18 protein-coding genes and 5 tRNA genes are annotated in these 19,693 nt (G+C 56.2%); 7 read left to right on the forward strand and 16 right to left on the reverse strand.

Features of this window, described 5'->3' with window-relative positions:
- Positions 1 to 13: 13 nt before the first annotated feature.
- Both recQ and pldA read right to left on the reverse strand, forming a co-directional pair.
- Entirely contained in the window at positions 14 to 1,843 is a 1,830-nt protein-coding gene (recQ, locus tag EL098_RS21470) for an ATP-dependent DNA helicase RecQ (RefSeq protein ID WP_126358012.1), read from the reverse strand.
- Between the two features lie 63 nt (positions 1,844 to 1,906).
- Positions 1,907 to 2,773, reverse strand: a complete 867-nt coding sequence (gene pldA / locus EL098_RS21475; protein ID WP_126358013.1) for a phospholipase A — start codon at positions 2,771 to 2,773, stop codon at positions 1,907 to 1,909.
- Positions 2,774 to 2,940: 167 nt separating this feature from the next.
- Between pldA and yigI the strand changes: the two genes are divergently transcribed.
- Positions 2,941 to 3,411, forward strand: a complete 471-nt coding sequence (gene yigI, locus EL098_RS21480; protein WP_008455502.1) for an acyl-CoA thioesterase YigI — start codon at positions 2,941 to 2,943, stop codon at positions 3,409 to 3,411.
- 211 nt (positions 3,412 to 3,622) lie between these two features.
- Here yigI and corA read toward each other — a convergent pair whose 3' ends face one another.
- The 8 genes from corA to lptM all read right to left on the reverse strand — a co-directional run bounded on the left by corA (position 3,623) and on the right by lptM (position 10,565).
- Entirely contained in the window at positions 3,623 to 4,573 is a 951-nt protein-coding gene (gene corA, locus EL098_RS21485) for a magnesium/cobalt transporter CorA (RefSeq protein ID WP_126358014.1), read from the reverse strand.
- A gap of 165 nt (positions 4,574 to 4,738) precedes the next feature.
- Complete coding sequence (gene ysgD / locus EL098_RS23840) at positions 4,739 to 4,795, reverse strand: YsgD/CorL family protein (protein ID WP_408609137.1); 57 nt, start codon at positions 4,793 to 4,795, stop codon at positions 4,739 to 4,741.
- Positions 4,796 to 4,944: 149 nt separating this feature from the next.
- Positions 4,945 to 7,107 (reverse strand): DNA helicase II, encoded by a 2,163-nt coding sequence (gene uvrD, locus EL098_RS21490; protein ID WP_126358015.1) that lies wholly within the window; start codon positions 7,105 to 7,107, stop codon positions 4,945 to 4,947.
- 69 nt (positions 7,108 to 7,176) lie between these two features.
- The gene (gene yigB, locus EL098_RS21495; protein WP_126358016.1) at positions 7,177 to 7,893 is read right to left on the reverse strand and encodes a 5-amino-6-(5-phospho-D-ribitylamino)uracil phosphatase YigB; all 717 of its coding nucleotides are present in this window, start codon (positions 7,891 to 7,893) and stop codon (positions 7,177 to 7,179) included.
- The gene (gene xerC / locus EL098_RS21500; RefSeq protein ID WP_126358017.1) at positions 7,893 to 8,798 is read right to left on the reverse strand and encodes a tyrosine recombinase XerC; all 906 of its coding nucleotides are present in this window, start codon (positions 8,796 to 8,798) and stop codon (positions 7,893 to 7,895) included. The genes yigB and xerC overlap by 1 nt, the downstream gene beginning before the upstream one ends.
- Entirely contained in the window at positions 8,795 to 9,499 is a 705-nt protein-coding gene (locus tag EL098_RS21505) for a DUF484 domain-containing protein (protein WP_126358018.1), read from the reverse strand. Before EL098_RS21505 ends, xerC begins: the two co-directional genes overlap by 4 nt.
- Entirely contained in the window at positions 9,496 to 10,320 is an 825-nt protein-coding gene (dapF, locus tag EL098_RS21510; protein WP_126358019.1) for a diaminopimelate epimerase, read from the reverse strand. Before dapF ends, EL098_RS21505 begins: the two co-directional genes overlap by 4 nt.
- 38 nt (positions 10,321 to 10,358) lie before the next feature.
- On the reverse strand, positions 10,359 to 10,565 hold the full coding sequence (gene lptM, locus EL098_RS21515; protein WP_126358020.1) for an LPS translocon maturation chaperone LptM: 207 nt from the start codon (positions 10,563 to 10,565) through the stop codon (positions 10,359 to 10,361).
- A 225-nt stretch (positions 10,566 to 10,790) separates the two neighbouring features.
- On the opposite strand from lptM, the gene EL098_RS21520 reads away from it, so the two are divergent.
- A complete protein-coding gene (locus tag EL098_RS21520; RefSeq protein ID WP_126358021.1) occupies positions 10,791 to 11,150 on the forward strand; it encodes a DUF2620 family protein in 360 nt (119 codons plus the stop codon).
- A gap of 63 nt (positions 11,151 to 11,213) precedes the next feature.
- Positions 11,214 to 11,534: an iron donor protein CyaY gene (cyaY, locus tag EL098_RS21525; protein WP_126358022.1), complete on the forward strand. Its 321-nt coding sequence runs from the start codon at positions 11,214 to 11,216 to the stop codon at positions 11,532 to 11,534.
- Here cyaY and cyaA read toward each other — a convergent pair whose 3' ends face one another.
- The gene (cyaA, locus tag EL098_RS21530; protein WP_126358023.1) at positions 11,535 to 14,084 is read right to left on the reverse strand and encodes a class I adenylate cyclase; all 2,550 of its coding nucleotides are present in this window, start codon (positions 14,082 to 14,084) and stop codon (positions 11,535 to 11,537) included.
- 288 nt (positions 14,085 to 14,372) lie between these two features.
- Here cyaA and hemC point away from each other — a divergent pair, with 288 nt between their 5' ends.
- From hemC to hemY, 4 genes are read left to right on the forward strand one after another with little or no spacing between them, the layout of a single operon-like run.
- Positions 14,373 to 15,314 (forward strand): hydroxymethylbilane synthase, encoded by a 942-nt coding sequence (gene hemC, locus EL098_RS21535; RefSeq protein ID WP_126358024.1) that lies wholly within the window; start codon positions 14,373 to 14,375, stop codon positions 15,312 to 15,314.
- A complete protein-coding gene (hemD, locus tag EL098_RS21540; RefSeq protein ID WP_126358025.1) occupies positions 15,311 to 16,057 on the forward strand; it encodes a uroporphyrinogen-III synthase in 747 nt (248 codons plus the stop codon). The genes hemC and hemD overlap by 4 nt, the downstream gene beginning before the upstream one ends.
- Positions 16,058 to 16,075: 18 nt before the next feature.
- Complete coding sequence (gene hemX, locus EL098_RS21545) at positions 16,076 to 17,260, forward strand: uroporphyrinogen-III C-methyltransferase (protein WP_126358026.1); 1,185 nt, start codon at positions 16,076 to 16,078, stop codon at positions 17,258 to 17,260.
- A gap of 2 nt (positions 17,261 to 17,262) precedes the next feature.
- Complete coding sequence (hemY, locus tag EL098_RS21550) at positions 17,263 to 18,459, forward strand: protoheme IX biogenesis protein HemY (protein WP_126358027.1); 1,197 nt, start codon at positions 17,263 to 17,265, stop codon at positions 18,457 to 18,459.
- 607 nt (positions 18,460 to 19,066) lie between these two features.
- Here the strand turns inward: hemY and EL098_RS21560 are convergent.
- From EL098_RS21560 to EL098_RS21580, 5 genes are all read right to left on the reverse strand, one after another.
- Positions 19,067 to 19,143 (reverse strand) — tRNA-Pro (locus EL098_RS21560).
- Positions 19,144 to 19,238: 95 nt separating this feature from the next.
- A tRNA-Pro gene (locus EL098_RS21565) sits at positions 19,239 to 19,315 on the reverse strand.
- 33 nt (positions 19,316 to 19,348) lie between these two features.
- Positions 19,349 to 19,435 (reverse strand) — tRNA-Leu (locus EL098_RS21570).
- Positions 19,436 to 19,450: 15 nt separating this feature from the next.
- Positions 19,451 to 19,526: transfer RNA gene (locus EL098_RS21575), tRNA-His, on the reverse strand.
- Between the two features lie 58 nt (positions 19,527 to 19,584).
- Positions 19,585 to 19,661, reverse strand: a tRNA-Arg gene (locus EL098_RS21580).
- Positions 19,662 to 19,693 lie beyond the last annotated feature (32 nt).

A 19,693-nucleotide genomic window follows, 5' to 3' on the forward strand; every position in this document is an offset into this window, starting at 1 on the left:
TTATCGCGGCAGGCTACTCTTCATCCACACCATCAACGTGGTCGCGAATCATCGTCATAAACGGGCGGCCAAAACGTTCGAGCTTGCGAGTCCCGACGCCGTTAATGCCCAGCATCTCTCCCGGGGAGAGCGGCATCTGCTCGGCCATTTCAATCAGCGTTGCGTCATTGAACACCACGTAAGGCGGGATATTTTCTTCGTCCGCAATCGACTTGCGCAGCTTCCTGAGTTTGGCGAACAGTTTACGATCGTAGTTGCCGCCAAAGACTTTCTGGCTGGCTCGCGGCTTAATGGCGACCACGCGTGGCACTGCCAGCATTAGCGGCTCCTCACCACGCAGATAAGGTCGTGCCGCTTCCGTTAGCTGGAGCGCCGAGTGCGCAGCGATATTCTGCGTCACCACGCCGAGGTGGATGAGCTGGCGGATCACGCTGACCCAATGCTCGGTGGTGTGCTCACGGCCTTCACCGTAAATCTTCAGCTTGTCGTGGCCGAGGTCGCGAATACGCTGGTTGTTAGCGCCGCGCAGCACTTCAACCACGTACCCCATACCAAAACGCTGGCCGACGCGGTAAATACAGGAAAGCGCTTTTTGCGCATCCATCAGCCCGTCATAGCGACGAGGCGGATCGAGACAGATATCGCAGTTGCCGCAGGCCTGCTGGCGACCTTCGCCAAAGTAGTTAAGCAGCACCAGACGACGGCAGGTTTGCGCTTCAGCAAATGCGCCCATCGCGTTGAGCTTGTGGCGTTCTATGTCCTGAAGCTGCCCCGGCGCTTTCTCTTCGAGGCACTTGCGCAGCCAGGCCATATCTGCCGGATCGTAAAACAGCATCGCTTCGGCAGGCAGGCCATCTCGCCCGGCGCGACCGGTTTCCTGATAGTAAGATTCAATGTTGCGGGGAATATCGAAGTGGGCGACAAAACGCACGTTAGGCTTGTTAATGCCCATCCCAAACGCAACGGTTGCCACGACAATCTGCAGATCGTCCCGCTGGAACTTCTCCTGCACGTCACCGCGCACCTGATGCTCCAGCCCCGCATGGTAAGCGCCAGCGCTGATGCCTTTGCTTTGCAGGCGGGCGGCGATGTCTTCAACCTTTGCCCGACTGTTGCAGTAAATAATGCCGGATTTACCACGCTGCTCCTGAATGTAGCGGGTGAGCTGATCGAGCGGCTTAAACTTCTCCATCAGCATGTAGCGAATATTCGGGCGGTCAAAGCTGCTGATCTGGATAAACGGATCGTTAAGCCCCAGCAGGCGAACAATATCGAGCCGCGTGGTGTCATCTGCCGTTGCCGTTAATGCCACAAAGGGGACGGCAGGCAGCCGTTGGCGAAGCTGGCCAAGGGCGGCATATTCCGGGCGGAAGTCGTGCCCCCACTGCGAAATACAGTGCGCTTCGTCCACCGCAACCATAGAGAGCTGCCAGTTGCTGAGATGATCGATAAAGTTATCCATCATCAGGCGTTCAGGGGCGATGTACAGCAGGCGAATTTGCCCGGTACGGCAGCCGGTCATCACTTCCATCTGCTGTTCGCGGGTCTGGGTCGAGTTAAGGCAGGCGGCAGCAACGCCGTTTGCCAGCAGCTGATCCACCTGGTCTTTCATCAGGGAAATCAGCGGAGAGACCACCACGGTCAGGCCGCCGAACACCAGCGCAGGAATTTGGTAACACAGCGATTTGCCACCGCCGGTCGGCATCACCACCAGGCAGTCACGCCCCTCCAGCACCGTATCGATGATGGTTTCCTGGCCCGGACGGAACTGTTGGTACCCGAAGGTTTCCTGCAGAACCTGCCTCGCCAGCGACGCCTGATTGATTACTTCCGCCTGTGTCACGCTATCCCCACTACCTAAAATTCAGGCGCCATTTTCAGCGCCCGGAAGAGAAACTGCAATGCTTTAGAAAAGATCGTTTAGCATAACGCCTACGCCAACCCGTGTCTGGTTAAAGTTGTAGTCGATAAGAGATTCACCGTAGCCGCTGTAAACCTGGGTGTAGAAGCGGACGTTCTTCGAAATTGGGTAGCTCACGCCAAACTCTGCCCCACCGTAGCCGCTGTTCCAGTTATATTGCCCCTTCACGCTGAAAATCGCCTCGCCCAGCGCATAACCTACCTTGAGCTGGTAGTACCCCATGTATTTGGTGATATCCGGGTTGTCATCAACGCTCCCCACCACGTACCAGGGTTTCACCTCGACCTGCCAGTCGCCGTGCTGCGCCATCAGGCGAGTATAAAGGCGGTTCCAGCCACGAGAAGTGGGGTCAGAGCGGCCGTTCGAGTCGTGGTTATAGCCAAACTCGACGTCTCGCAGCGTCCAGCCGGCAAAGGTGGTATCCGTGGCAAAGCCGAGGAACAGCTGAGGCTCGTAGTTAGTTTCGCGAAAAGGCGAGGATTCATTGCGATTAGAGAGCTGCCACCAGGACTTCTGGGTATAGGAAGCGGCCAACACCGAGTTATCCCCCAGAATGCCGCGCCACAGCGGAAACGCGAGGCTAAGCTGGAATTTCACTTCATCTTTACGGGCATTGTGCGCCCAGTCATAAGAGCTAATCGCCTCTTTATTCATATCGCTGGTCCAGGTGTACAACAGGTAGTTTGTGTCGTACGGGTACAGCGTGAACGGGTTGTCATGCTCCTGCAGCAGATTAGCAATGATGCTGCCTTTTACGGGCGGCTTGTCGTGGATCTTATCGATAGTCGCTTCTTGTGCGAAGGCGGTCAAAGGCAGCATGGCGGCCATCCCCCACCCCAGAGATTTCAGCATTGGTCCCGTTCTCCATAACAAAATAAGTTTCAAAATAGTAATCGCGATCGGTCTATTAAGGGATGCGCCAAAGCGCGTCCCTGCGGTGACTAAAGTGGAAAGCAACAATTGGGAAGCATAAACTATACAACTTATTAACTTTCCGTTTTTTGTTCGAGGAATGAACCATGTCTTCCCCTGTTCTGACAACAGAAGCCGCCCTCAAGCTGGTGGGCGAAATCTTCGTGTATCACATGCCTTTTAACCGTGCGCTTGGCCTTGAACTGGAACGCTACGAGAAAGCTTTTGCCCAGCTAAGCTTTAATAATCAACCCATGATGGTGGGAAACTGGGCACAAAGTATTTTGCATGGCGGCGTTATCGCTTCTGCGCTGGACGTTGCGGCAGGTCTGGTCTGCGTCGGCAGTACCCTGACGCGCCATGACACCATCACCGAAGATGAGCTACGCCAGCGCCTGTCAAAAATGGGCACCATCGATTTACGCGTTGATTATCTGCGTCCCGGGCGCGGAGAACGCTTCACGGCCAGCAGCAGCCTCTTGCGTGCCGGCAATAAAGTCGCGGTCGCCCGTGTGGAACTGCATAACCAGGATCAGCTCCACATCGCCAGCGCAACGGCTACCTACATGGTAGGGTAAGGATGTAAACCCTGTTATTTTTCGGGCACTATTTTTGCTGAGTTTTTTATGGATCCGAACCAGACGCGCCAGGGAATTATGCTTGCCCTGACGGCTTTTTTTCCGGGCAGCGCTGTCGCTGTTTATCGCCGCTGCCATTTATACTCAACGGCGCACAATAGCTAACTCGCTGAAATAGATGTGAAAAAGGAGCCTTTCGGCTCCTGTTTTCTTACAACCAGTTTTTACGCTTAAAGTAGAGATAAGGCGCCAGGCCGGCGAGCATCATAAAGATGATCGCGCCGGGGTAGCCAAAGCTCCACTTCAGCTCGGGCATAAACTCGAAGTTCATCCCATAGCTGGAAGCCACCAGCGTCGGCGGCAGGAAGACAACCGAGACCACCGAGAAGATCTTGATGATGCGGTTCTGCTCGATGTTGATAAAGCCCATCGCCGCCTGCATCAGGAAGTTTACCTTCTGGAACAGCGATTCGTTGTGCGGCAGCAGGGATTCGATATCCCGCAGGATTTCGCGAGCCTGTTCCAGCTGGCTGCCCGGCAAACGCGCTTTACGCACGAGGAAGTTCAGCGCGCGCTGGGTATCCATCAGGCACAGGCGAACCTTCCAGCCGATATCTTCAAGCTCCGCCAGCGTTGAGAGCGCGGCGTCGTACTCATCGCCCTGATGCCCTTCCATAATTACGCGGCTAAGCTGCTCCAGGTCGCTGTAGATGTTTTCAATTTCATCCGCCAGCTGTTCGATTTTGGTTTCGAACAAATCAAGTAGCAGCTCCCACGCATTGCCGTCAACAAGTGACTGGTTGCGGGCGCGCATACGATAGAGACGAAACGCCGGCAGCTCGCGTTCGCGAAGCGTATAAAGGCGGCCTTCGCGAATAGTAAAGGCGACCGTGCTGTTGCCCGCATGATCGTCCGCATCTTCAAAGAAGAAAAAGGAGTGGATGTGAAGACCATCTTCATCCTCGAAGAAACGCGCGGACGCTTCGATGTCTTCCAGCTCTGGTCGGGTTGCCAGGCTTTGGCCAAGTTCCGTTTGCACACGCTCTCGCTCGCTCTCTTCCGGTTCGACGAGATCAACCCATACCGAGTTGGCCAGGGTATCCGTCTCGTCCAGCTCAAGGCGGGCAAGGCGATTATTTTCCAGTTGAAATGCGCTCAGCATGACCGGGACTCCCAATGCAAAAAAAGATCAGGGACAATTCGGTTGGCACACAGACAGAAACAATAGAGGTTTCAGACCATTAAACAGTCTGACTCAAGGGGCGACGGGATCAAAATACACGAGGTCGCTGACAACCACGAAGGCTATCAGCATCAGAGGATAGCCTTAGGAGTTGTACCTGGATGACAGGTTATTGAGCCAGCATCTACTGGGTGTGTCCAAGGCGAGTGTCCTCTTAGCGTATTCGTGCGCGCATGTTACGCCACCACCAATATGGCGTCAACACGCAACGGGACACGGCTGAACAAGTTCATACCAGTGACATATTAAGGGTAGCGCAGATAGTGAAAATAGCGATTATTTTCGGTAACTTACACCGTTTCCAGGCGAGCATAAGCGGCGACTAACCACTTGATCCCCTGCCCCTGGAACGCCACCTGCAGGCGGCTGTGCTCGCCGCTGCCTTCCAGGTTCACAATGGTGCCTTCGCCGAACTTAGGATGCCGTACGCGCTGCCCAAGGCTGAACCCTGAATCGTTCTGCGCAATCGGTGTGCCCATACGCTGATGGCTGACCGGGCGGCTAATACTTGCGCGCAGACGCACCTCTTCGACGCAGTTTTCCGGCAGCTCGCCGATAAAGCGCGAAGGGCGATGGTAGGCTTCTTTGCCGTACAGGCGACGTGTTTCCGCATAGGTCAGCGTCAGCTTCTGCATCGCTCGGGTTACGCCGACGTAGGCCAGACGGCGCTCCTCTTCCAGGCGGCCCCCCTCGTCGAGGGACATCTGGCTTGGGAACATGCCCTCTTCCATCCCCACGATAAACACCTGCGGGAATTCGAGACCTTTTGCCGAGTGCAGCGTCATCAGCTGCACCGCATCCTGCCAGGTATCGGCCTGCCCTTCGCCCGCTTCCAGCGCAGCGTGAGAGAGAAACGCCTGCAGCGGCATCAGATCCTCATCTTCGTCGTTGTAGCTAAACTGCCGCGTTGCGGTTACCAGCTCTTCTAAGTTCTCAATACGGGTCTGGCCTTTCTCGCCTTTTTCCTGCTCATACATCATGAACAGGCCAGAATCTTTAATCACCCGATCGGTCTGGACATGCAGCGGCATATCCGCCGTTTCATGGGCAAGTGCGTCGATAAGCTCCATAAAACGCTGCAGGGCCGACGCAGCTCGACCGGCCAGCGCTTTTTCCTGCAGCAGCAGGCGGCAAGATTGCCACAGCGTTAATTGCTGGTCGCGGGCGGTCTGACGCACGACGTCAAGCGTGCGGTCGCCGATGCCGCGGGTTGGCGTATTCACCACACGCTCGAAGGCCGCATCGTCGTTGCGGTTGGCAATCAGGCGCAGATAGGAGAGCGCATCTTTGATTTCCTGGCGTTCGAAGAAGCGCATGCCGCCGTAGATCCGGTAAGGCATGCTTCCCTGCAGCAGCGCCTCTTCCAGCACGCGCGACTGGGCGTTGCTGCGGTACAGAATGGCACACTGCTCCAGCGCACCGCCGTTTTCCTGCCAGGTTTTAATGCGGTTGACCACGAAGCGGGCTTCGTCCAGCTCGTTGAAAGCGCAGTAGATCGAGATCGGTTCGCCGTCGCTGCCGTCGGTCCACAGCTCTTTGCCAAGTCGGCCGGAGTTATTGGCTATCAGGGCGTTGGCTGCGTTAAGGATGTTATTCGTCGAGCGGTAGTTTTGCTCCAGGCGGATGGTTTGCGCCCCCGGGAAGTCATTCAGGAACCGCTGGATGTTTTCAACCTGAGCCCCACGCCAGCCGTAGATCGACTGGTCATCATCGCCCACGATCATCACTTTGCCGGTATCTCCGGCCAGCAGGCGGATCCACGCGTACTGAATGCTGTTTGTGTCCTGGAATTCGTCCACCAGGATGTTGGTGAAGCGCTCGCGATAGTGATTCAGAATGTGCGGCTTGTTAAGCCACAGCTCGTGGGCGCGCAGCAGAAGCTCGGCAAAGTCCACCAGTCCTGCGCGGTCACAGGCTTCCTGATAGGCCTGGTAAACCTTCTGCCACGTTTGCTCCACCGGATTGCCGTAGCTTTCGACGTGGTGCGGGCGCAGGCCCTCATCTTTTTTACCGTTGATGTACCACATCGCCTGACGTGCCGGCCACTGCTTATCATCCAGGTTCATCGCCTTAATCAGGCGCTTAAGCAGGCGCAGCTGATCTTCGCTGTCGAGGATCTGGAAGTCCTGCGGCAGGTTTGCGTCCATATGGTGAGCGCGCAGCAGACGGTGTGCCAGACCGTGGAAAGTGCCGACCCACATGCCGCCCTGGCTGGTGCCCATCAGTTGGCCAATGCGGTGGCGCATTTCCGCCGCCGCTTTGTTGGTAAAGGTCACCGCCATAATGGAGTACGGCGAGCAGTTTTCCACCGTCATCAACCATGCGATACGGTGCACAAGTACCCGCGTCTTACCACTGCCTGCCCCGGCCAGCACCAGCATGTTGCTGCGCGTGGCGGCAACCGCTTCGCGCTGTTTATCGTTGAGGCTGTCGAGCAGGTAAGAAACGTCCATTGGCACCGCCGAAAAAGAGAAAGAGTTGGCTCAGCCAACCACTGGTAATTTGTACAGAGTCTTTGATGATTATATCAGCGCGGTGAGGGATGCCAACCGCGAAATCTCGAGATGCGGCAGCAAACGGCTGTCATCGATTCTCATCAGGTCACCTTCACGCAGGTTAATCCAGCAGGCCTGCATACCGCAGCGCACCGCGCCCGCCACGTCTGTTGTCAGGTCATCGCCAACGTGCAGGATGTGCTCCAGCGGAATCCCCAGGCGCTGCGCAGCGGTGTGATACATATCGCTAAAGGGTTTAGCCCGGCCATCCGGCCCGGCGCGCAGGACAAATTCAAAGTAATTATCCAGCCCGAACAGGTGCGGCTCTGCATTACCGTTGGTGATCGCCACCAGCGGCCATTTCTTAGCAAGTTTTGCCAGCGTGTCGTGAGTTTCCTGCGGCACGTCGATGCGGCTACGCCACTTTGCAAAGTTCTCCATGGCTGCGCGGGCACCGGAAAAAGCGTCTTCCGGACTAAGCCCGGCATCCAGCATCATCTGCTCGACGGCACGACGCCGCCATTCGGTGACGTCATGATAGATATCCGGCTCTTTCAGGCGCAGCGCTTCGCGACTGCGGTGGAAGTCCAGTGCGGTAAAGGCGCTGAGCTTTGGATGATAGCCCTGCACAAAGGCCAGGGACTCCTGAGTGGTACGCAGGATCACCGGATGATTATCATAAAGCGTATCGTCGAGATCGAAAGTCAGAGCGGCAATTTGCCCGAGCGGGCGGTAAAAATGCATTACGATTTCCCCCGTTTGGCGCGTGGATGCGCAGCATCATACACCGAGGCTAAATGTTGAAAGTCGAGATGGGTATAGATTTGCGTGGTGGAAAGGTTGGCGTGCCCGAGCAGTTCCTGAACGGCACGCAAATCGCCGCTCGACTCCAGCATGTGCGTGGCAAAAGAGTGGCGCAGTTTATGGGGATGTACGTGGCTGCTTAGCCCCTGCTTGATGCCCCATTCACTAAACCGCTTTTGCACGTTGCGGGCAGAAATACGCTTCCCCGTCTTCGCCAGGAACAGCGCATCGTCGTCCGGGCCGAACAGCTCGCGCAGATCCAGCCAGTGTTCCACCCAGGTGACTGCGCTGCGGCCGACGGGAACGCGGCGCTCTTTGCTGCCCTTACCCATCACCCACACTTCACCGGTTGAAAGATCGATGTGGCCACAGTTCATATTCACCAGCTCGGAAAGACGCAGGCCCGCGCCGTACATCACTTCCAGCATCGCGCGGTCGCGCACCGCCAGCGGATCGTTCAGATCGATATCCAGCAGATGATTAACGTCATCAACTTCAATGTTCTTGGGCAGATGCCGCCCTGCCTTGGGCGTGGTAATCCCCTTGGCCGGGTTCGCCTTTAGCTCCCCCTGGCTGACCATCCAGTCGAAAAAGCTGCGCAGCGCCGAGAGTCTTAGCGCCAGGCTGGAGGCTTGCAGGCCGGCTCTGCGGCTGCGCACGGCCAGCGAACGCACGGCGGCGGCATCGCATTGCTGCCAGCTGCTGAGCTTCATCTCTTCGGCAAGGTGGATTATCGCCGTCAGCTGGCGCTGGTAGTTCAGGAGGGTGAGCGGGCTGAGCTGGCGCTCAACCTTCAAATAGCGAAGAAAGCCATCGACGTAAGTCGCTAACGCGGGAGCGGTCATGCTCGTTCAACCCAGCGCTCCAGCAGGTCAGGCAGCATCAGCGCCAGTTCGTGCAGCAGCTGCGTGCCCTGTCCCTGCTGGTAGTGTTGCGGATCGCGACTGCTGAACAGCAGCACGCCGAGGTCGCCATCGCTGCCCATCAGCGACATCGCGACAGAGCCTATCGCTTTCGCCTGCGGCAACACCAGCAGCAGTTCAGGGCCGTTAAGCGGGCCGAGATAGTGCTGAGCGTCGCCAAGACGCTGGATCCGAAGCGGCTCAAAGGCCTGACGATTCAGCGCGAGGTGGGTAAAGTCCGAAGGTGCGCCGATACGCCAGCGGTCAGAGAAAAGCCGGATATTCGCACCGGCCAGGCCGATGTCCCGCGCCCAGCGGTGCAGGCGATTCAGCATCTCCTGCAGGCTGGAAGCCGAAGCCAGCCGCCCCTGAAGCTTCAGCAGCCGATAGAACAAACCTTCGTTCGCACTCGCCTGCTCCATCAGCAGCGTCATGTTCTCTTCGAGGTGGTTGATATGGTTACGGCTGCGGGCCATATGCCATTCCACCAGCGAAACGGTGCCGCGTACCGGGTGAGGAACCTGCATGCTCTCGACCTGGTGGGCATTGCGAATAAAGAAATCAGGATTGCGCTGTAAATACTCGGCAACCGCGATATCGTTAAGCTCAGGGAGGGTTTCTTGCTGTTCCTCGGCATTCTTCATAGATGTATAAACCCATCATAGACGTGGACCGCCGGGCCGGACATATACAGCGGTGAACCCGGCCCTTTCCAGGCGATATCAAGGCGGCCGCCAGGCAGTTCAACGCGAACCTGCTCCGCCAGTAATCCTTGCAGGATCCCAACCGCCACCGCGCCGCAGGCGCCGCTGCCGCAGGCCTGGGTTTCTCCCGCGCCGCGCTCGTAAACACGCAGACGAATGTGTTCGCGGCTTACCACCTGCATAAAGCCGATGTTGGCACGTTCCGGGAAGCGCTCATGGCTCTCCATCACCGGTCCCAGGGTTTCTACCGCGGCGGTTTCCACATCGTCGACCTGGATCACACAGTGCGGGTTACCCATGGAGACCACACCGCACATAATGGTTTGTTCGGCGGCACGCATAATATAGGTCTTTTCCGCTTTGTTTGCCCGGAACGGCACCTGAGAAGGTTCGAAGTTCGGTTCGCCCATATTGACGCACACCCTCTCATCTTCCGTCACGCTCAGCACCATACGACCGTTGGCGGTGCTGACGCGAATTTCTCGCTTATTGGTCAACCCTTTCAGGCGCACAAAGCGGGCAAAACAGCGAGCCCCGTTACCACACTGAGAGACTTCGCTGCCGTCGGCATTGAAGATCCGGTAGTGGAAATCGAGATCGGGATCGTAAGGAGGCTCTACGATCAGTAGCTGATCGAATCCCACCCCAAGATGGCGATCCGCCAGCCGCCGGATCAGCTCCGGAGAGAAATAGACATTCTGCGTCACCGCGTCGACGACCATAAAGTCATTACCGAGGCCATGCATTTTAGAGAACTGCATCTTCTGCTCCATTAGCGCGGTTACAAAGCACGGTTTAGCTAGTAAACAACCTGAGTCGGCGCATCATCAATGCCACGACCGTTGCGGACTGGCGCCGTCTGGGTGGATTGTTCAGGGGTTGCGCTATGGGTGGTCGGCGTCGCTTTCTTATCGGCCGGCGGGAAGTAAAGAGGGCCCTTCAGGCCACAGCCGGTAAGGCTTACAAGCGTCAGTGCCAAAGCTAGAGGGCAGAAAATTTTCTTCATTATCGGGTAGCCTGTGATTCACTATTCTGCCGTCTATCATCGCAGGTGAACCCTGAAAAGCAATACTCTTCGTGATCCGGACCGCTGAAAATCACCGTCCCGCAAACCAGGCAAGAAAATAATCTCTGGTTTACGCTACTTATGGGGCATCCGTTCGGAAATCGTCGGGCTTCGCCTCACCATGGCTGGTATCTGAAGCGGGTTGTCTTTCATAAGGTGACGCAGATGAAAAGGATTGGCATTACGGGTCTTGAACGTGAAGCGATGCAGGATTTAATCGAGCGGGCCGCCCCCGGCAGGTTTAGCACTCAGTTGGTTAGCGATATTGATGCGGCTAACTTCGTAAAACGAGGTGAGCTTCATTACACCATCGGCGGGTTTCGAACAGGCATTGGTTCCGCTCTGGCCATCGCGGTGGCCGTTTTGGGCCCGGAAAAATGTTGCACCGTCGCCAGCCCCGGTTCGCCCGCCAGAGAGGAGCAGATCGCGCGCTGGGTTCGGGACGGGAAAGTGGCCTTTGGCATCGCTATCGAAAATGCATCGCAGGCCGTTCCTCTTCTGATGCACTACCTCGATGACGCCTGAGGGACTGTTTCTAATTCACGGCGATGCTTTTATACTGCCCTGAAATCCCAACAGGAAGCAGACATGAACGACAGCGAATTCCACCTTCTGGCCGACAACCTGTGGCACACCATCGAAGAGCGCCTGGATGACTGGGACGGCGATAGCGATATTGACTGTGAGATCAACGGCGGCGTACTGACCATCAGCTTTGAAAACGGCAGCAAAATTATCATCAACCGCCAGGAGCCATTACATCAGGTCTGGCTGGCAACCAAAAGCGGCGGCTACCACTTCAACCTGAAGGGCGACGAATGGATTTGTGACCGGAGCGGCGCTGAGTTCTGGCAGTTACTGGAAGAAGCCAGCAGCCAGCAGGCTGGCGAGGCGGTTAGCTTTCGCTGATTACGGCTGATACTGCTGCTGCAGCGGCGCAGAGCTGTCGTCCATATGAGACGGCGCGGCCGCTGCGATTGACTGGGTGCGGAACGGAATGACCTGCATCCGGCCATCAGCCTTCACAATCTGGTAGAACTGCGGCAGGTTGAAGTTAATGAAGCTTGAGCCGTAGGTAAAGCGATCGTGGGATGAGGAGTAGAAGCGGCTAACGTCGCGCACCAGCTCTTCTTTACTTCCCTCGCAGTGGTGATAAACCTCAGCGCGGTTGCTTTCATCCAGAATATAGATGTTGAAGCCCTGATCTTCGCTGGCCTCTTCAAAGAAGAACTGAATAATCCCTTCGCTGGCAAAACCATCGACCACCGCCGGCAGCTGAACCTGGTTGGTGCCTACCTGCACCGACAGGCCGTGAAGCTTGTTGTGTGAAATCGCGCCATAAAACTCAACGGCGTTTTCCAGTTTCTGCACCGAGACGTTCAGGCGCTCAAAGAACAGGCCCCAGGTCTGACCGGAAACCCGCAGCGCTTTGAAGCGGCCAGGCTCCTGACGAGTGCTGGAAAGACGGAATTCAATGCATTCAGAGACCAGCTGCTGCACACGGGTGCGGATCAAGCCGCGCAGATGCTGGCTATAGCAGAACACCTCAACGCTATCCGGCGGAGCGGCATCCTGGTGCATTTTACCGAGGATGGTTTTCAATGCCTCGATCATCGCCTGCTCGCCGTTGAAGTGCAGAGTACGCACCTCATTCCACGAGTTGCGGTACAGCAGGTCTACGCTGCCGATCAGGCACTGCTGCTGTTCGCCGAAGCTAAACACGTCCAGCTTGCGGAAGTCGAAGTGCACGACCTGATTGCGGAAGGCCGCCGTCGGGTCGTACTCCAGGTTGACGATAATCGCCAGATGGCGAATCTCACACGGGCTGTACAGCGCTTTCGGCGTGGGTGCCGGGAGACGCAGCGGGAAGTGATGGGAAACATCCGCCACCATCTCCTGCAGCTTAGGTAAATCGCAAATGCCGTTGCCCTTAATAAACAGGCGGGTACGCGAGGTCAGCAGGCCGTTAAAATACGCCCAGGCCACCAGCTTATTAAGATAACGGTTATATTCCAGCGGTTGATGGCTGACGATGGAGTCCATGTTTGGCGCACGGTTGTAGAGATACCAGCCGGAGCGGTTAGCGCGACCAAGAGGGACATGGATAAAAGTCAGGTTAGGCTCAGAGAGATCCGGTGAAATCTGCGGGTTAACCAGCGTAACTTTGCCGGGGAGCGCTTCAAACGCGGCATAAAGCTTACGCGTCAATACACCAATGTCCTGCGGGCTGGCGGAGACGCTAAGGTTGTTACGGCGCGCAAAGCGGATCAGATTACGGTAGCTCTGCATCATCGCATCGAGCAGCTCGTTGTGCGCTTCGCGTACCTGGTCTATCTTCCAGTTTGCCCTGTTGTCGAGCATCGCCAGACGGCCTTCGTCCCAGCCCCAGCCTTTCACCAGCTGGCTCAGAACTTCACGACGCCAGCCAACGCAGGCGCGCTCACGGGAAAGTTTTTCACAGACTTTCAGGTAGAAACAGCGGCGAACCAGATCCAGCCGGGCGGTGTCCTCAACCTGGGTCAGGTACTCGGTAACGCGCTCCAGCATCATGCAATAAGGGTCAAGACCAAAAGAGACTATCTCGCCGTCATGCAGGCGCTGTTTGATATCTTTTGCCAGCAGGCGGGTATTAGGATATTCCCAGGAGTAGGCTTCCAGCAGCAGCGTTTTCAGCACCGCTTTGTACGGCGAATCGATACTTTTGTACAGCTGCCACAGGCTGGCACCGAAGTACTCTTCGGCGGACAGCGTGCTTAAGCCACCGAGATCTAACCACTCGTTTGGCGTCAGCACGCCCTGAGCGTAAAGGGTCATCACGTAATCGTCGTAATGCTCTTCTTCATCGCCCGGCACCATGTTCCACAGAATGCGTTTCCCCGCCAGGCGTACCGCGGTGCGGTAAAACTCGTCCAGCAGCAGAATGTGCTGCGTAGAGCCGCAGTCTTCACCGCCCAGGCTGCCGCTTTCATTGTGGCGGAAGCGGTTTTCGTCAATCAGGAAGAAGCTGACCTCGACGCCGAGGGACGCAGCCCAGCTTTCCAGCAGGCTACATTTGCGCTGCAGCAGCTGGCGCTCGTCGTTATCAAGCCAGGCCTGGTGGCAAACCCAGATATCAAGGTCAGAGGAACAGCTTTGCCCCACGGAGGAGGTGCTGCCCATAGAATAGAGGCCGGTGATCGGCAGTTCGCCCGCTGGCGTCTCCTGAGGCGGCATGCCGCGCTGCAGTTCGAGTTCGTCCAGGTAGTGGCGTTGGGTTTCATCAGGCGTGTAGAGGCAAATGCCGCAGGGGACGTTACCGTCAAGGTAACCCGGCATCAGCGGGTGATGATAATGTAATAACGTTGGCAGTAGACTGTAGACCTGTTGGAAGGCAGGCCCCATAGCAGCAAGCGCGCGATCTACACGCAGTTGATTGATGGCATCCAGTCTCTGTTTAAGTGTCTCAATATAGAGGTACAAGACATATCGCCTGATGGTTTCAGTATTACGAAAAAACCCGTTTCCTGGTTGTTGTCCACGTGATTATAACCGATCGGGACAGCAATTGCTGGAAACGTGATCAATTTAACACCTTGCCTGTTGACCGTAAAGAAAGATGCGCTACCAAAGTAGTAGATGCGACGGGCTCAGGGCAGTTTCTTCCATAATATGAATCACCTCCCTCTGTTGCCGCAAAAACCGCCGAACCTGACAGCCTTCCGCTAACAGTGGTAGGATGGTCAGTGGACGATAATTACGGTAACAAGCATGTTAGACAATATACTCAGAATTGCCACTCGCCAAAGTCCCCTTGCACTCTGGCAAGCACATTATGTTAAGCAACGTCTGGAAGCCTTCCACCCGGAGCTGACCGTTGAGCTGGTGCCGATGGTCACACGCGGTGACGTTCTGCTGGATACTCCGCTAGCCAAAGTGGGCGGCAAAGGGCTGTTCGTTAAAGAGCTGGAGCTGGCCATGCTGGACGGCCGTGCGGATATCGCTGTCCACTCCCTTAAAGATGTGCCGGTGGAATTCCCTGAAGGTCTCGGGCTGGTCACCATCTGCGAACGCGACGATCCCCGCGACGCCTTTGTCTCCAACCATTACCAAACGCTGGATGAGCTTCCGACTGGCAGCATTGTGGGCACCTCAAGCCTGCGTCGCCAGTGCCAAATCGCTGAACAGCGCCCCGATTTAGTGATTCGCTCATTGCGCGGTAACCTCGGTACTCGTCTCGGTAAGCTTGATAAAGGCGAATACGACGCCATTATTCTTGCCGTTGCCGGGTTGAACCGTCTTGAAATGCAGGAGCGCATTCGCTACGCCCTGCCGCCGGAAGTGTCTCTGCCCGCCGTCGGCCAGGGCGCAGTGGGTATCGAGTGCCGCCTGGACGATGAGCGCACCCAGGCGCTGCTGGCTCCGTTAAATCACCATGAGACCGCCATTCGAGTCAGCGCCGAACGCGCGATGAATATGCGCCTCGAAGGCGGCTGCCAGGTGCCTATCGGTAGCTATGCCGAACTGAAAGATAACGAACTCTGGCTTCGGGCGCTGGTCGGGGCACCGGATGGCTCTGTGATGGTACGTGGCGAACGCCGCGGTAAGCCAGAAGATGCCGTTGCCATGGGGGTCTCACTGGCGGAAGAGCTGCTGGATAACGGCGCCCGCGAGATCCTTGCCGATGTTTATAATGGAGATGCTCCCGCATGACGATTCTTGTCACCCGCCCCTCTCCCGCCGGGGAAGAGTTAGTGAGCCGTCTGCGCGCACTCGGGCAGGTGGCGTATAGCTTCCCGCTTATCGAGTTCTCGCCCGGCCGTGAGCTGTCAAAGCTTCCGGCCCAGCTTGCCGCGCTGGCGCCCGGAGATCTGGTTTTTGTCCTTTCGCAGCACGTGATTGACTACGCCGCCCCACTTTTGCGCCGCAGCGGCCTCGTCTGGCCGGAAAATCTGAGCTGGTTCGCCATTGGCCGGACGACCGCACTGGCTTTTCATACCGTCAGCCATATTCCGATTCGTTATCCACAGGATCGGGAAACCAGCGAAGTCTTGCTACAATTACCTGAATTACAGAACGTTGGCGGCAAACGCGCGCTGATTCTCCGTGGGAACGGCGGGCGCGAGCTGCTGGGCGAAACGCTTGAGACGCGAGGCGCAGAGGTCAGCTTCTGTGAGTGTTATCAGCGAAGCGCTATTATTTACGACGGTACAGAAGAGGCTAACCGCTGGCATGCCCGAGGCATCACGACGTTAGTGGTCACCAGCGGTGAAATGCTGCAACAGCTTTACACGCTAACGCCTGACTGGTATCGCGAGAACTGGCTACTACGCTGCCAGTTACTGGTTGTCAGCGAGCGTTTGGCGAACCTTGCCAGGGAGATGGGTTGGCAGAATATTCAGGTCGCCGCGAATGCGGACAATGACGCGCTGCTGCGCGCGTTACAACACACCTAACAATAACAGGACGCCACAATGACGGAACAAAATAACTCCTCCGCCATAGTTGAGGAAACCACACCCGCGGTGGAGACAACATCGCAACCCGAGCCAGTAACGAAGAAGAGTCGTTCTGGCGCTGCGGGTATTGCGCTGGGCGCGATTGCCATTGCCATCGCTTTGGCTTTAGGCGGCGGGCTTTATAGCTATGGCAAGCACCAGATATCCACCCAGACGGCAACCAGCGATGCGCTGGCGAACCAGCTGATTGTTTTACAGAAACAGCAGGAAGCGCAGAAAAGCGAATTCGAAACCACCCTGAAACAGCAAGCTAGCGCGCTTAGCGATGCCAACAAGCAGCAGGCCGCGTTGGCACACCAGCTGAATGAAGTTCAGCAAAAAGTAGCGACAATTTCCGGCAGTGATTCGAAAACCTGGCTGCTGGCCCAGGCCGATTTCCTCGTGAAACTGGCGGGGCGTAAGCTGTGGAGCGATCAGGACGTGACGACAGCTGCCGCGCTGTTAAAAAGTGCAGATGGCAGCCTCGCTGATATGAACGATCCAAGCCTGATCGCCGCTCGCCGTGCATTAACCGACGACATTTCCACGTTGTCTAAGGTGACTCAGGTCGACTACGACGGGATTATCCTCAAGCTGAACCAGCTCTCTAACGGCCTGGATAACCTGCGCCTTGCCGATAACGACAGTGATGATTCGCCGATGGATGCGGACAGCAGCGAGCTGTCGGGCACAATCACCGAGTGGCGTCAGAATCTGGTGAAAAGCTGGCACAGCTTTATGGATAGCTTTATTACCATCCGCCGCCGCGATGAAACCGCCGTACCGCTGCTGGCGCCGAATCAGGACATCTATCTGCGCGAGAATATACGTTCCCGCCTGCTGGTGGCCGCACAGGCCGTTCCGCGCCATCAGGAAGATACCTATAAGCAGGCGCTGGACAACGTTTCTACCTGGGTTCGTGCCTACTACGACACCAACGACTCAGCGACCAAAGCATTCCTTGAAGAGCTTGATGGCCTGAGCCAGCAGAGCATTCAGATGGATATTCCGCAAACGCTGCAAAGCCAGCCGCTGCTGGAAAAGCTGATGCAAACCCGGGTACGTAATTTACTGGCTCAGCCGGCAAGTCCTGCCGCTGATGCCGCCCCGCAAGACGCAGCGCCTGCACAGCCTGCGCCTGCCGCAAGTCAGGGGGAATAAGCATGATTAAAGTCTTATTGCTTTTCCTGCTGCTGATTGCCGGTATCGTTCTCGGCCCCATACTGTCGGGCCATCAGGGCTACGTTTTAATCCAGACCGATAACTATAACGTTGAAACCAGCGTGACCGGTTTAGCGATCGTTCTGATCCTGACCATGGTGGTGCTGTTTGCCATCGAATGGGTCTTGCGTCGCATTTTCCGAACCGGCGCGCGCACTCGCGGATGGTTCCTGGGCCGCAAACGCAGCCGTGCCCGCAAGCAGACTAAAGCTGCTCTGTTGAAACTGGCCGAAGGTGATTATCAGCAGGTTGAGAAGCTGATGAGCAAGAACGCCGATCACGCTGAACAGCCGGTAGTAAACTATTTGCTTGCCGCAGAGGCGGCTCAACAGCGCGGCGATGAAATTCGCGCCAACCAGCATCTGGAGCGCGCTGCCGAGCTGGCGGATAACGATCAGCTTCCGGTGGAGATCACCCGAGTGCGCTTGCAGCTGGCCCGCAATGAAAATCACGCGGCGCGGCACGGCATTGATAAGCTTCTGGAGATTGCACCGCGCCACCCTGAAGTCCTTCGCCTGGCCGAGCAGGCTTACCTGCGAACCGGGGCGTGGAGCTCATTGCTGGATATTTTACCGGCGATGGAGAAAGTGCAGATCTGCGATGAAGCCCACCGTGAGGCGCTTCAACAGCAGGCCTGGATCGGCCTGATGGATCAGGCCATGGCCGATCAGGGCAACGATGGCCTGAAGGCGTGGTGGCGTAATCAAAGCCGTAAAACGCGTCACCAGACCACGCTGCAGGTGGCCATGGCCGAACATCTTATCGAATGTGACGACCATGACGCCGCGCAGGAGATCATCCTCGACGGACTAAAACGCCAGTACGACGATCGCCTGGTATTGCTGATGCCGCATCTGAAATCAGGGAACCCGGAGCAACTGGAAAAAGCCTTACGTCAGCAAATTAAAACGCAGGGCGATAGCCCTCTGCTGCAAAGCACGCTGGGTCAGCTGCTGATGAAACATGGCGAATGGCAACAGGCAAGCGATGCCTTCCGCGAAGCGATTAAGCAACGCCCGGACGCCTTCGATTACGCCTGGCTGGCAGACTCTCTCGATAAATTGCATAAGCCTGAAGAAGCCGCCACCATGCGCCGCGATGGCCTGCTGCTTACCCTGAAGAATCCGACCCATCCCTGATCGTTAAGGCGGCGTTACGTCGCCTTCCCTTCCCGCAACACAAAAAAAAACACCTGCCAGATGGCAGGTGTTAAAACAGGTCTGTTTGACAACTAAGTGGTGCTTCACTCAACGTTATGTCCATGGTGTTGGATGAGACCCCATCGGGGCGACATCTGTGGGTGGACGATAAGCACCGTAATCGGCTCTGCGTCATTCCTGGGTTTATGAAGCCGAAGCAAACATAAGAAGTGGAATGAGCATCTACAACGCTATTATTGCACAACGCATGCCAGGTTTGCATTGAGAAACTAAGCCAACCGCTAATATTAGTAGTTTCATAGTATTAGCATAACCATACGCTCCCCTTTCCGGGCTTTAACGGCCGGTTTATCACAAAATAGAGCTGTCTCCTTAAGGAGACGAGTTTGCACGAAATTTATAAATTTCTTTATAAACAGATAATTATATGTCGCCATTTTGAGACATAAAAAGCCCCTATTGTCGCACCTGAGCGACAATAGCAGCGTATGGCAGTATGAGAAGGTTGGGGTTCTGGGATTAACAAGAAAGAACAGGGAATCGCAAAAAGCAAAAAGGCCAGCTCGAAAGCTGGCCTTTTCTAAGGTGGTCGGCGAGAGAGGATTCGAACCTCCGACCCACTGGTCCCAAACCAGTTGCGCTACCAAGCTGCGCTACTCGCCGAAATACTGCTTTTACTGCGGCCTTCAAACTACCTGTAACCTTTTACGGCTCGGGGTTGAAAGCAAAAACCCTTCTTCAGAAGGGCTTTTTAAAATTGGTCGGCGAGAGAGGATTCGAACCTCCGACCCACTGGTCCCAAACCAGTTGCGCTACCAAGCTGCGCTACTCGCCGAAATACTGCTTTTACTGCTGATTAATTTAGGTGTGGTGCGAAGAGAGGGACTTGAACCCTCACGTCCGTAAGAACACTAACACCTGAAGCTAGCGCGTCTACCAATTCCGCCACCTTCGCATACATCTAAATTAATGGGGTGGCTAATGGGACTCGAACCCACGACAACTGGAATCACAATCCAGGGCTCTACCAACTGAGCTATAGCCACCACTGTAAAACTTTCACGCGGTACATAATACCACCGCAGCTCTAGCGCCATTATAAAATGGTGCGCCCGACAGGATTCGAACCTGAGACCTCTGCCTCCGGAGGGCAGCGCTCTATCCAGCTGAGCTACGGGCGCGTAGCGCCGTTGCGGGGTCGGATAATACGGGC

The sequence above is a fragment of the Cedecea lapagei genome, assembly GCF_900635955.1.
GTDB lineage: Bacteria > Pseudomonadota > Gammaproteobacteria > Enterobacterales > Enterobacteriaceae > Cedecea > Cedecea lapagei.